The organism is Nocardia sp. PE-7, from assembly GCF_030486425.1.
Classification (GTDB): Bacteria; Actinomycetota; Actinomycetes; order Mycobacteriales; family Mycobacteriaceae; genus Nocardia; species Nocardia salmonicida_A.
In genome coordinates, this window is sequence record NZ_CP129614.1 from 6,080,241 (window position 1) to 6,093,003 (window position 12,763).

14 protein-coding genes are annotated in these 12,763 nt (G+C 68.3%); 10 read left to right on the top strand and 4 right to left on the bottom strand.

Annotated elements, in window-relative coordinates:
- The first annotated feature begins 28 nt into the window (after positions 1-28).
- Entirely contained in the window at positions 29-2,131 is a 2,103-nt protein-coding gene (locus QX204_RS28615) for an MprF family protein (protein WP_301903612.1), read from the top strand.
- On the opposite strand, the gene QX204_RS28620 is transcribed toward QX204_RS28615, so the two are convergent.
- A complete protein-coding gene (locus QX204_RS28620; RefSeq protein ID WP_301903613.1) occupies positions 2,128-2,820 on the bottom strand; it encodes a pyridoxamine 5'-phosphate oxidase family protein in 693 nt (230 codons plus the stop codon). The genes QX204_RS28615 and QX204_RS28620 overlap by 4 nt on opposite strands.
- Positions 2,821-2,899: 79 nt before the next feature.
- Between QX204_RS28620 and QX204_RS28625 the strand changes: the two genes are divergently transcribed.
- From QX204_RS28625 to QX204_RS28635, 3 genes are all read left to right on the top strand, one after another.
- Complete coding sequence (locus QX204_RS28625) at positions 2,900-4,276, top strand: MocR-like pyridoxine biosynthesis transcription factor PdxR (protein ID WP_301903614.1); 1,377 nt, start codon at positions 2,900-2,902, stop codon at positions 4,274-4,276.
- 71 nt (positions 4,277-4,347) lie between these two features.
- A complete protein-coding gene (locus tag QX204_RS28630) occupies positions 4,348-4,593 on the top strand; it encodes a DUF2630 family protein (protein WP_301903615.1) in 246 nt (81 codons plus the stop codon).
- The gene (locus QX204_RS28635) at positions 4,590-6,035 is read left to right on the top strand and encodes a dihydrolipoyl dehydrogenase family protein (protein WP_301903616.1); all 1,446 of its coding nucleotides are present in this window, start codon (positions 4,590-4,592) and stop codon (positions 6,033-6,035) included. Before QX204_RS28630 ends, QX204_RS28635 begins: the two co-directional genes overlap by 4 nt.
- Here the strand turns inward: QX204_RS28635 and QX204_RS28640 are convergent.
- Both QX204_RS28640 and cobF read right to left on the bottom strand, forming a co-directional pair.
- Complete coding sequence (locus QX204_RS28640) at positions 6,028-6,897, bottom strand: Fpg/Nei family DNA glycosylase (RefSeq protein ID WP_301903617.1); 870 nt, start codon at positions 6,895-6,897, stop codon at positions 6,028-6,030. The genes QX204_RS28635 and QX204_RS28640 overlap by 8 nt on opposite strands.
- Positions 6,898-6,940: 43 nt before the next feature.
- Positions 6,941-7,681, bottom strand: a complete 741-nt coding sequence (cobF, locus tag QX204_RS28645) for a precorrin-6A synthase (deacetylating) (protein ID WP_301903618.1) — start codon at positions 7,679-7,681, stop codon at positions 6,941-6,943.
- A gap of 58 nt (positions 7,682-7,739) precedes the next feature.
- Here cobF and QX204_RS28650 point away from each other — a divergent pair, with 58 nt between their 5' ends.
- The 6 genes from QX204_RS28650 to QX204_RS28675 all read left to right on the top strand — a co-directional run bounded on the left by QX204_RS28650 (position 7,740) and on the right by QX204_RS28675 (position 12,012).
- Positions 7,740-8,543: a thymidylate synthase gene (locus QX204_RS28650; RefSeq protein WP_301903619.1), complete on the top strand. Its 804-nt coding sequence runs from the start codon at positions 7,740-7,742 to the stop codon at positions 8,541-8,543.
- 2 nt (positions 8,544-8,545) lie between these two features.
- Entirely contained in the window at positions 8,546-9,025 is a 480-nt protein-coding gene (locus tag QX204_RS28655; RefSeq protein ID WP_301903620.1) for a dihydrofolate reductase, read from the top strand.
- A 105-nt stretch (positions 9,026-9,130) separates the two neighbouring features.
- Entirely contained in the window at positions 9,131-9,457 is a 327-nt protein-coding gene (locus QX204_RS28660; RefSeq protein ID WP_301903621.1) for a cupin domain-containing protein, read from the top strand.
- 78 nt (positions 9,458-9,535) lie between these two features.
- Positions 9,536-10,591 (top strand): Dyp-type peroxidase, encoded by a 1,056-nt coding sequence (locus tag QX204_RS28665; RefSeq protein ID WP_301903622.1) that lies wholly within the window; start codon positions 9,536-9,538, stop codon positions 10,589-10,591.
- The gene (locus QX204_RS28670; RefSeq protein ID WP_301903623.1) at positions 10,592-11,389 is read left to right on the top strand and encodes a family 1 encapsulin nanocompartment shell protein; all 798 of its coding nucleotides are present in this window, start codon (positions 10,592-10,594) and stop codon (positions 11,387-11,389) included.
- 95 nt (positions 11,390-11,484) lie between these two features.
- Positions 11,485-12,012, top strand: a complete 528-nt coding sequence (locus QX204_RS28675) for a hypothetical protein (protein WP_301903624.1) — start codon at positions 11,485-11,487, stop codon at positions 12,010-12,012.
- Positions 12,013-12,034: 22 nt separating this feature from the next.
- On the opposite strand, the gene QX204_RS28680 is transcribed toward QX204_RS28675, so the two are convergent.
- Complete coding sequence (locus tag QX204_RS28680; RefSeq protein ID WP_301903625.1) at positions 12,035-12,715, bottom strand: TetR/AcrR family transcriptional regulator; 681 nt, start codon at positions 12,713-12,715, stop codon at positions 12,035-12,037.
- Between the last annotated feature and the right edge of the window lie 48 nt (positions 12,716-12,763).

Here is a 12,763-nt window from a genome sequence, read left to right on the forward strand (position 1 = left end):
CGGCGCACTCGCAGCAAAGGGTGGTTCCATGGACGACGACGCGACTGCCACCGAACCGGCTCCTTCGCGCGGCGTCGCCCTGGCGCACACCGTGATCCGCCGGGTGCCGTTCACGCTCGGCTTCCTCGTGGCGGTCCTGATTCTCGGTCTCGCCACCGGCGGCCTCTGGCGCAGGCTCGATCAGCGTTCCTGGTACCCCGACGTCGCCTACGGCTGGCTCGCGCTCACCGAGGGCCGGTGGTGGACGCCGCTGTCCGGCTGGTTCTTCGGGCTCACCCCCGTCCAATACCTCTGCATGGCACTCTTTTCAGCGGCCGCGATCGGCTGGGCGGAGTGGCGGCTCGGCACCGTGCGCACCGCCCTCGTCTGCCTGTCGGGTCAGTTGATCGGGGTCCTCGGCGCGTCGGTGACGGTCGGGCTGCTGGCACACACCCATCTCGGTTGGGCCGACCGGCTTTCCGAGGTGCGCGATGTCGGGTTCACCACGGCGGCGATCTCGGCGGTGGCCGCGGTCTCGGCGACCCTGCGTTCGCCGTGGCGTCTACGGGTGCGCGCCCTGCTGATGGCACATGTGGCGATCACCTTCCTGTTCGAATCGACCTTCGCCGATCTCATGCACCTCATCGCGGTCGCCGTGTGGCTGCCCGCGGGCGAAAAGCTCTTCAGCCGAACCGAACACGGCTTCTGGCCACGCACCCGACGCGAGGTGCGCATGCTGGCCTTCGCCGGATCGATGGTGATCGCCGCGGCCTCGGTGGCGGTGTATTTCTTCCCCGCCAACAGCCTGCTCGGCCCCACCGAGAACGAACGCGGTTCGCTGTGGAGCACGATCGTCACGGTCGTGGTGATCGCGCTGGTCGCCGATCAGCTCCGCAAGGGCAGACACTGGGCGTGGTGGGTCACCCTCGGCTACGGCCTGCTGCATGTGGTGCTCACCCTGGTGCTGCTCGGCGTGGCCATCGGCACCGACTACGAGACCACCGGCGCGGTGACCGTCGGCACCGCCCTGCTGTGGGCGGGTGAGGTGGCGCTGCTCTACGGCGGCCGCGGCGCGTTCCGTGTACCGGTCCGGCGCAGGATCTCCGACGGTGCGCTCACCGGCGCCGATCCCGGCGACGCGGTGCGCACCCTGCTCGCCCGCTACGGCGGCAGCACCATGTCGTGGATGACCACGTGGCCGGAGAACAAATACTGGTTCGCCGACGACGGTGAACGGTGCGTCGCCTACCAACGCCACGCGGGCACCGTCATCGCGCTCACCGACCCGATCGGTCCCGAAGAACTCCTTCCGGACACCATCGCCGCCTTTACCGACACCTGCGAGAACCACGGTTTGGTTCCGTGTCTGTTCTCCACCACCGAGGCCGTCGCGGACATCGCGGGCGAGCTCGGGTGGCGCAGCGTGCAGATCGCCGAGGACACCATCGTCGACCTGCCCGAGCTCGAGTTCAAAGGCAAAGCGTGGCAGGACATCCGGTCGGCGATCAACCGGGCGACCAAGGAGGGCATCGAGTTCCGTCTCGTCGAATTGGGTGATCAACCGTTCGCGGTGATCGCCCAGGTGCGCGCGATCTCCGAGGAATGGGTGGGCGAAAAAGGTCTGCCGGAAATGGGATTCACGCTCGGCGGGGTGGAGGAAGCCATGGATCCGGCCGTGCGGGTGGGGCTGGCGATCGACAGCCAGGGCAGCGTGCACGGCGTCACCTCCTGGCTGCCCGTCTACGGCCCCGGCGACGAGATCCGCGGTTGGACCCTCGACGTGATGCGCAGGCGCCCCGACGGCTTCCGGCCGGTCGTGGAATTCCTCATCGCCTCGGCGTGCCAAGAGTTCAAAGAAGAAGGCGCCGAGATCGTTTCGCTGTCGGGCGCACCGCTGGCGCGCAGCGCGAGCACCGAGGGCGCCGAACCGATCGATCGTCTGCTCGAAGGGCTCGGCGCCGCGATGGAACCGTATTACGGCTTCCGGTCGCTGCATTCGTTCAAAGCCAAGTTCCAGCCCCGCCACGAGCCGGTGTACCTGTGCTACCGCGACGAGGCGGACCTGCCCCGAATCGGCATCGCGCTGACGAAGGCCTACCTGCCCGAGGTCTCGGCCAAGGACCTGATGGCGCTCGGCGCGGCGGGGAATTAGGGAACCGGCACGTCGATCGATGTCACCCGGTCGGCGACATCGGCGGGCACGTCGATGCCCGACTCGAGGTTGTCGGCCGGGATCGGCTCGCCCCAGACCTGTCGCAACGGCAGCACACCGACCCACACGCCACCGGCCGCGATGTCGCACTCGTCGTCGTTCGGCCCGCCCGTGCGCACCTTCACCGAGGCCTCGGTGAGGTCGAGCGCCAGCACCATCGTCGCCGCCAGCTCCTTGCGGTTGGGCGGCCGCACCCGATCCCAGGCGCCGGGCGCGGCGTGCTCGACAATCACCCGGAGGGCGTTGTCGCGCTCGGCCTCGTCGGTGACCAGCACCGCCCTGCCCCGGATCACCGCGCTGCGGTAGTTCATCGAGAAGTGCATGGCCGAGCGGGCGTACACCAGCCCGTCGACATGGGTCACGGTGAGCGAGATATCGGTGTCGATCGCGGCGCGCAGATTGCCTGCCCCGGTGGATCCGTGCAGGTAGACGGTGTCACCGACGCGTCCGTAGATGGTGGGCAGCACCACCGGCGACCCGCCGAGCAGCACACCGAGGTGGCAGAGGAGACCCGCGTCGAGTACGTCGTCGAGTGCGGCGCGATCGGTGACGCCGCGCTCCTTGGCGCGGGTCAGCGTGGTGCGCGGGGTCGGCGACAGCGGGTTGCGGTGGACGTCGTGCGTGCTCATATGATGAGCTTCGCCGAAGAAGTGGACCATGTGTAGGTCCAATCCAACCGAATTTCAACAGGCCAATTCGAGGTGGACGATGCTCGACGACCTTCCGATTCCCCTCGACCGAACTGCCTCCGAGCCGCTCTCGGTGCAGGTGGCCGACGCCCTGCGCGCCGCGGCGACCGGCCGGGTACTGCGCGTCGGCGACCGTTTGCCGTCTTCGCGCGCACTGGCACAGCGACTCGGAGTGAGCCGGGCCGTGGTGGCGGGTGCCTACGACCAGTTGCACGCGGAAGGCTGGCTCACCGGCAGGCACGGCTCCGGCACCTACTTGAGCACCGCTCCGGCCACCGCCCCGCCGAGCGCCGAGACCGACCACGGCCCCGATCCCGACGCGGGCCTGCTCGATCTCGGCCCCGGCGCACCGTGCGCCGAAGCGGTCGACTCCGCCGCGTGGCGCCGTGCCTGGCGCGCGGCAGGCGATCAGGCGCCCGAGGCCCGCAAGAACCGCGCGGGCGAACCGGACTTCCTCGCGGCGGTCGCCGATCACCTCCTGCGCCATCGCGGGCTGGCCGCCGGGGCCGGATCGGTGGTCATGGCCACCGCGGGTACGAGCGCGGCGGTGGGTGAGCTGGCGGCCGCGCTGCTTCGTCCCGGCGATCGGGTCGCCATCGAGGATCCCGGCTACCTGCGGGCCGTCGGCGCGCTGCGAGCCGCGGGCGTCGAGGCGCTCCCGGTGCCCGTGGACGCCGACGGTTTGCGCGTCGACCTGATCCCGGACGGTGTTCGCGCGGTGTATTGCACACCGGCACACCAGTTCCCGCTCGGTGCGATGATGCCCGCGGCCCGCCGGGTCGAGCTCATCGAATGCGCCAGAAGAACCGGAACTTTCATCATCGAAGACGATTACGACGGCGAATTGCGCTACGACACAGCTCCGCTGCCGCTGTTGGCTGCGATGGCACCCGACGTCGTGGTACATCTCGGCACCACCAGCAAGATCATCGCCACCACCCTCGGCGTCGGCTGGCTGGTCGCCCGTCCCGACATCGCCGACGCCGTCCTCGCCCATCGCGCCGAGATCGGCAGTTCCCCGAGCCCGGCCGGGCAACGGATCCTCAGCGAATTCGCCCGCCACGGCGACCTGTCCCGGCACCTGCGCCGACTGCGCCGGGTCGTGCCGCCCCGACGCGCCGTGGTCGTCGACGAACTCGCGCGCCACGGCCTACCCGTCATCGGTGACGACGCGGGCTCGCACGTAGTCGTCGAACTCCCCGGCCCCGACGCCGAACGCCACGCCGTCGACGCCGCCCGCGCTCGCGGCGTCCTGCTCGACGGCCTGGCTCGCCACCACCTCGCCGAACCGCACCATTTCGGCGTCGCCATCGGCTACACCGCCCTCACCAGCGCCGACCTCGCCCGCGCCATGCCCGTCGCGGCCGACTGCCTCGCCGAAGCATCGAACGGATAGTCGACCCTTCGCGGTCGTAGCATGGACCAGGAACCGGCACTACCCCTGGCGACTATCGAAGAGGTGAGCACATGACCGATCAGGACATTCTGGCGCGGATCAAGCAGCTGGTCGACGACGAGCACGCGCTGCGAGCCAAGGCCACCGCGGGCGAGATCGACCCGGTAGCCGAACGCAAGCAGTTGGCCGAGCTGGAAGTGATGCTCGATCAGGCCTGGGATCTGTTGCGGCAGAGACGTGCTCGCACCGGCTCCGGGGAATCTCCCGAGGACACCGGGCTGCGTTCCCCCCGTGAGGTCGAGGGCTACCTGCAGTGACCGAGGCCGAATACGACGTCATCGTCATCGGCGCGGGACCGGCGGGCGAGAACGCCGCCGCCTACGCCATCGCGGGCAGCGACCGCACCGCCGCTCTCGTCGAGCGGGAGCTGTACGGCGGCGAGTGCAGCTACTGGGCATGCATCCCCAGCAAGGCGCTGCTGCGCCCCGGCGCCGTACTCGGCCTCGGCAAGTCGATGCCGGGAGTGAGCGCGAGCGGCCCGCAGGTGGCCGACGTGCTCGCCCGCCGCAACGGCTTCGTGCACAACCACGACGACAGCTCCCAGGTCGAGTGGGCGAAATCGGCAGGCGTCGATCCCGTCCGCGGCGCGGGTCGCCTGATCGGCGAACGACTCGTCGAAGTCGCTACCGACGACGGCGTCAAGGTCTTGCGCGCCCGGCACGCGGTGGTCGTCGCGACCGGCACCACGGCCACCATTCCGGACATCCAGGGCGTGCGCGAGGCCCTGCCGTGGACCTCCCGTGACGCCACCAACCTGACCGTCGTCCCGCGCCGGGTCGCCATCATCGGGGGCGGTGTCGTCGCCTGCGAAACGGCGACCTGGCTGGCCGAACTCGGCGCCGAGGAGGTGACCCTGCTGGTCCGGGGCGACCGCCTGCTGCCACGCAGCGAGCCGTTCGCCTCGGAACTGGTCCTGCGGGGCTTGCGCGACACCGGTGTCGTCACGGTGCGGTTCCATACCGAACCGCTGCTGGTCTCGCGCCGCGATCCCGAAGACACCGGTGTGGGCCGTATCCACGGCGGTCCGGTCACCGTGGTGCTCGCCGACGGCGAACTGGAGGTCGACGAATTCGTCGTCGCCACCGGCCGCACTCCCGCCACCTCGAGTCTCGGCCTCGACACGGTGGGGCTGCCCGCGGGATACATCGAGGTCGACGACCAGCTCACCGCGCGCGAGGTTCCCGGCGAGTGGCTCTACGCCGTCGGCGACGTGAATCACCGTGTGGCACTGACGCATATGGGCAAGTATCAGGCCAGAGTGTGCGGTGATGTGATCGCCGCCCGCGCCGAGGGCAGGGCACTGAACGGCACTCGGTTCACCGCCAGCGCCGACCATCAGCAGGTGCCCCAAGTCGTCTACACCGCACCGGAACTCGCGTCCGTCGGTCTCACCGAACACGAGGCGCGCACCGCCGGATACGCGGTGGACACGGTCGAGCTCGATATCGCCGTCGCGGGTTCCGCGCTTTCGCGCGACGACTTCCACGGCCGCGCCAAGCTCGTCGTCGACACCGCGGCCGACCGCATTCTCGGCGCCACCTTCGTCGGCCCCGACATGGGCGAGCAGCTGCACGCGGCGACCATCGCGGTGGTCGGACAGGTGCCGCTGGACACACTGTGGAACGCGGTGCCCGCCTTCCCCGCCGTCAGCGAATTCTGGCTCCGACTGCTGGAAACCTGGCGCGAGAAGACTATTTGAGCAGCCGCGACATCCGCCGGTCGGCGAGCACCTTGCCGCCGGTCTGGCAGGTGGCGCAGTACTGGAACGAACGCTCGGCGTAGGACACCTCGCGCACGGTGTCCCCGCACACGGGGCACGGCTGTCCGGTTCTGGCGTGAACCCGCATGCCCGAACGCTTCTCGCCCTTCAACCGGGCCGCGTCCTGGCCCACCGACCGATCGACCGCGTCGAGCAGGACTGTGCGCATCGCGGTGTACAACTGCGAAACTTTGTCCGCCGACATCGTTTTGGTGTTCGCGAACGGGGAGATCTTCGCGGTGTGCAGGATCTCGTCGGAATAGGCGTTGCCGATTCCGGCGATCAGGGTCTGATCCACGATCGCGGTCTTGATCCGCTGCGAGGTGCTTTTCAGCAGCGCGGCGAATTCGTCCTCGGTCAGTCCGAGCGCGTCCGGCCCGAGCCGCGCGATGCCCGGCACCATGTGCGGGTCCTCGACGACATACACCGCCAGCCGTTTCTTGGTGCCCGCCTCGGTCAGATCGATCGCGGGCGTGGCGCCTTCTGGCGTGAAGAAATGCACGCGCAGCGCCAGCGGGCTCTTTCCACCCGGCTTCGGTGGTAGCGGATTCGGCTCATCGACCCAGCGCAACCACCCTCCGCGCGACAGGTGGGTGATCAACCACAGTCCGCCACAATCCATTCCGAGGAATTTCCCCCACCGCCCGGCACCGGTGACATCGCGGCCGGACAACGCGGTCACCGGCGGATCGAAGGTCTTCACCGCGCTCAGGGCCGCCACGTCCACACGGCCGACCACAGCGCCGACGGCATGGTCCCGAAGGAACTGCGCCAACGCCTCTATTTCCGGCAGCTCGGGCACGGTTGCCAGTTTAGCGATCTCTCGCGGATCGGCGCGGGATCCGTCAGCCGGCGCGGAGCAGATAAACGTCCATGATCCAGCCCTTTTCCGCGCGCAGTTGCGCGCGGCGGGCCACGATATCGCGCTCGACCTGGCGCAGATTTCCCTCGATCAGCGTTTCGTCCGGCATGCCGAGGTAGGCGCCCCACCAGATCTGGATATCCTCGCCGCGAACCTCGGTGAACGAGCATTCGCCGTCGAGCATCACCACGGTCGATCCGGGGCCGAGCCCTTCTTCGCGCAGTCGGCGCCCGGTCGTGACATGGACGGGTTCGCCGATCCGGTGCAGCACCATGCGGTGACGGGCCGCCAGCGCGGCGATGCTGGTGACGCCGGGGATCACCTCGTAGTCGAAGTCGGCGCGCCCCCGCGCCAGCACGTGCTCGACCATCCGCAGGGTGCTGTCGTAGAGCGCGGGATCGCCCCACACGAGGATGGCGCCGATACCGTCCACCTGGTCGAACGCGGCTTCGAGGAGCTCGGAGCGCCGCTCGTGCCAGTCCACGACGACGCCGGCGTAGTCCGCCGGGGTGCGCTCACGCGGCGGGTCGGCGATCTCGATGATCCGATGCGGCGTGTCCACGTGCTCGGCCAAGATCGTGGTCCGTACGTCGACGAGTTCCTGCTTCTCGGCGCCCTTGCCGATCACGAAGAAGGCCTCGGCCTTCCGCATGGCCTTGACCGCCTGCACCGTCACCTGGTCGGGGTCTCCGGCACCGATGCCGATCACGTAGAGCTTGCGCATAGCCGAAGAGCTTGCCAGGTGCCGATCGGCCGAGCCCACCCCCGTAGAATCGCGAGACGTGGCCACCCCTGATACGCAGTACGAGGATCTGCTCCGGCTCGTTCTGGAGCAAGGCACGCCCAAGGCCGATCGCACCGGTACCGGAACCCGCAGCATCTTCGGTCACCAACTGCGCTACGACCTGGCCGAGTCCTTCCCGCTGATCACCACCAAGCGGGTCCACATGAAGTCCATCGCCTACGAACTGCTGTGGTTCCTCCGCGGCGATTCCAATGTCTCCTGGCTGCGCGAACACGGCGTCACCATCTGGGACGAATGGGCCGATGCCAAGGGTGAGCTCGGTCCCGTCTACGGCGTGCAGTGGCGCTCGTGGCCGACCCCGGACGGCACCCACATCGACCAGATCGCCCAGGTACTGCACACCCTGCGCACCGATCCCGATTCGCGCCGGATGATCGTCTCGGCCTGGAACGTGGCCGACCTGGACAAGATGGCCCTTGCCCCCTGCCACGCGTTCTTCCAGTTCTATGTCGCCGACGGCAAACTGTCCTGCCAGCTGTACCAGCGCAGCGCCGACCTGTTCCTCGGGGTGCCGTTCAATATCGCCAGCTACGCCCTGCTCACCCTGATGGTCGCCCAGCAGACCGAGCTCGAGCCGGGCGAGTTCATCTGGACCGGCGGCGACGTGCACATCTACGACAACCACGTCGACCAGGTCCGCGAGCAGCTCACCCGCGAGCCCTACCCGTTCCCGACGCTGCACCTGCGCCCGGCGACGAGCCTGTTCGATTACGCCTACGACGACATCGAGGTGTCCGACTACAAACATCACCCCGGCATCAAGGCGCCGGTGGCGGTGTGAAGATGATCGGTCTGATCTGGGCGCAGGCGAACAACGGTGTGATCGGCGTCGACAACACGATTCCGTGGCGCGTGCCCGAGGACATGGCCAATTTCCGCGACACCACCATGGGCCACCCAGTGATCATGGGCAGACGGACCTGGGATTCGCTCCCGGCGAGTTTTCGTCCGCTGTCGGGCCGCCGCAATATCGTAGTCACCCGCCAGACTGATTGGGCTACAGAAGGCGCCGAACGTGCCGCCTCGGTGCCCGATGCACTGACCTTGACCGGCGAGACCGACACCTGGGTCGCCGGCGGCGGCGAGATCTACCGCGCCGCGCTGCCGCTCGCGACGGCACTGCTGGTCACCGAGGTCGACACCACCGTGGCGGGCGATGCCTTCGCCCCGGTCATCGGCCCGGAATGGCGTGCGGACGACACTCCGTGGCTGACCTCGAAATCCGGTCTGCGCTACCGCATTCGCCGCTACACCCGCGACTGACAACACCCAGCTAACGGTCACGGCAAAACGCCCGAACGCGTGGGCGCTGTCGGGCATACTCCTTCGAAGACCAGCCCGCGAGAAGCCTGCGAAAGGCCCGATCCCATGGACAAGAAATCGCTGACCGCGGTGGCCCGTCAACAGCTCAAGCTGGCGGCCACCTCGACGAGCGGCCGGAGTTCGCAAACCCTCATCGGCGGCCATACCCATGCGCTGCGCCAGACGGTCGTCGCGCTGGCCGAGGGTCAGAGTCTGGCCGAACACGACAATGCGGGTGACGCCACCATCCAGGTGCTCTCCGGCACGCTGGTGCTGATCGCGGGCACCGACGAGTGGAAGGGTTCGGCGGGCGATCTGCTCGTGGTGCCGCGCGCCCGTCACAGCGTCAAAGCTGTCGACGACGTCACATTTTTGCTGACCGTCGCGAAATAGCAGGTCGATCGCCCGAATTGGTCAACACCTCCGAGGTGTTGATCAAACCTGTCGGTTCGGAGCCGTACTGTGGACGCCATGGGTGAGCCACAGCCGATCCTCGATCCACTCACGCCGTCCGCGATCTTCCTTGTCGCCACCATCGACTCCGGTGGCGAATCCGCGGTCCGTGACCTCTTGGCAGACATCTCCGGATTGCGCCGTTCGATCGGTTTCCGGGTACCCGGCGAAGGACTGACCTGCGTCACCTCGATCGGTTCCGCGGCCTGGGACCGGCTCTTCGTCGGCCCGAAACCCGCTGAGCTGCACGAGTTTCCCGGCTACAACGGTCCGATCCACAGCGCACCGGCCACCCCGGGCGACCTGTTCTTCCACATCAGGGGTGAGACCCAGGGCCCGTGCTTCGAACTCGCCATGGTGATCGGCGCCCGCCTCAAAGGCGCGGCGACCGTTGTCGACGAGACCGTCGGCTTCCGCTATTTCGAACAGCGCGACCTGCTCGGCTTCGTCGACGGCACCGAGAACCCGGAGGGCCCAGGCGCGGTCTCGGCGGCGCTGATCGGTGACGAGGACCCCGAGTTCACCGGCGGTAGCTACGTGATCGTGCAGAAGTACACCCACCCGCTCGACCAGTGGAATGCGCTGTCGATCGAGGAACAGGAGCGGGTGATCGGGCGGACCAAGCTCGCCGACTACGAACTGCCCGACGACGTGAAACCCGCCGACTCGCATGTCGCGGTGAACACCATCACCGACCCCGACGGCACCGAACGCCAGATCGTGCGCGCCAACATGCCGTTCGGCACCGTCGGCACCGGCGAGTTCGGCACCTACTACGTGGGCTACGCCGCCACTCCGAGCGTCACCGAACGCATGCTCGAGCGGATGTTCCTCGGCACCGGCGAGGCGGCCCACGACCGCATCCTCGACTTCTCCTTCGCCGTCACCGGCACACTCTTCTTCACGCCCACCGTGGATTTCCTCGATGACCTGCCCGACGCACCCGACGCGGCAGGCACCGAGATCGAGCCGGCGACCCTGCCGGAAATCGACCCCGTCGAACGCGCGAATGCGACGGCGGAAGCTCGCTCCGACGGCTCCCTCGCAATCGGCACGATGAAAAGGAGTATCTGAATGAACAACCTGCATCGCGAACTGGCGCCGATCACCGGCGAAGCCTGGTCGCAGATCGAGGAGGAGGCGACCCGCACGTTCAAGCGCAATATCGCGGGCCGCCGGGTGGTCGATGTGTCGGGACCGCACGGTTTCGACTTCTCGGCCCACAACCTCGGCCGGGTCACCTCGATCGACTCGCCAGACGACGGCGTGCAGGCCCGTCAGCGCGTCATTCAACCGGTGATCGAGCTGCGGGTGCCGTTCACCCTGCAGCGCGCCGAACTCGACGACATCGCGCGCGGAGCGGATGACGCCGATTTCGACAATCTCAAGGACGCCGCGCAGAAAATCGCCTTCGCCGAAGACCGGGCGATCTTCGAGAGCTACGCCGCGGCGGCCATCACCGGTATCCGCGAGGCCTCCTCGAACCCACCCGTCGCCCTCCCGAGCAATGTCGTCGACATCCCCGATGCCGTCTCGCATGCCCTCACCGGCCTGCGACTGGCCGGCGTGCAGGGCCCGTACTCGGTGGTGCTCAGCGCCGAGCTCTACACCCAGGTCAGCGAGACCTCCGATCACGGTCACCCGATCCGGACCCACATCGAGCGGCTGATCGAGGGCGAGATCATCTGGGCGCCTGCGATTTCCGGCGGTTTCGCGCTCACCACCCGCGGCGGCGATTTCGAGCTCGCGCTCGGTCAGGACCTGTCGATCGGCTACCTCAGTCACGACGCCGAGATCGTGCAGCTGTACTTCCAGGAGACCTTCACCTTCCTCGTCGACACCTCGGAGGCGGCGGTGTCGCTCGGCTCGTGAACCCGCGGCGGCGCGCACCGCTAGGGTGAGCCACGAATCGTGATTCGCCGATCGGCGCGAGCATCGGGCCCGGCGAGCTGGAGAGGGAGGTCCGCATGTCGGTCGTGCGTGCCGGTGTGGTGTCCACCAGGCGGAGCCTGTTCTATTGCTTGATCGGAGTCCTGGTCACCACGGGCGTCGTCGGGTTGTTCCTGGCGATGTTCGGGGTGAACCGGGTGGTCACCGGGTTGCTGGTCGGGGCGGTCGGCGGATTCGCGGTGGGCGTCGCGCTGTTCGTCCGTGACGTGATCGAACTGCACGAGCACGCGATCTACACGCGGACCCCGTTCAGCTCGTCGACGGTGCTGTGGGACCGCGTGGTGGCGGGCCGCTTCACCCTCGACGAGCACGCGCGTTGGGCGCTGGCGTTGGACCTGGACGGCGAGTCGGCCGACGAACTCGTGCTGCTGTCGATCCCGCCGGTGATCCGGCCCGTCACCGGCGCCTACGACATGCGCAAGCGCGAGCAGGTGAGCGAGATCAGGGAGATGCTGCGTGCCAAGCGCATCCCGATCACCGTGCTGCCCGAGATCGCCGGTGCCCTCAACCAGCACTGGCAGATCGCCCCACCGACCAGTCGCTGACCGGGCCATCCGGCGGCGGCCCTCAGGCAGATGGGCTGCCGCCGAGTTCGTCGAGCCGGGTGAGTAGCGCGGTCGCCGCGGCACGCACCGCACCGATGTCACCGCGGTGCCCGACGATCCGCACGACGCCGTCCGGGATGACGCGCTCGGCGTCCACGCCCACAGCTCCTTCGTCATACCTGATCGCGATCACCGTCTCGACCAGCCGAAACGGCAGGATCCGCGCCTCGTCGGTTTCACCGGCGGCCGCCGACGACTCGGCGGCGAGGCGCTCGTAGTGCCCACGTAGCTCGTCCCGACGACGCCGGAACGCGACGAAACGTTCGGTACGCAACTCGGGCAGCAGATACAGCGCCCCCAGATTCCAGCGCGCCGTGCGCAATTGACGCACGTCGAACAGCGCCAGCGCGTACAGCTGGGTCACCGCGTCGTCCGGTTCGGTCATCATCCGCTGCGCCAATTCGACCGGCCCCGCCACGGTTTCCGCCAGCAGCGCGTCGAGGATGTCGTCTTTGGCCGCGAAGTGGTGATACAGCGATGCCTGGCGGATACCGACCGCGTCGGCCACCGCCCGCGTCGAGGTGTTGGCATACCCCTTGGTCGTGAAGAGCTCTGCTGCCGCGTCGAGGATCTCCGCGCGCGGCGTAGTTCCCTGTCTGCGCCGCTGTTCCAGCCGGGGACGCCCGGGACCGAGATTCGCCACACCGGAGATTCTGTCATCGGGCTACCACCTGCCCGGAAGGGGGCAGCT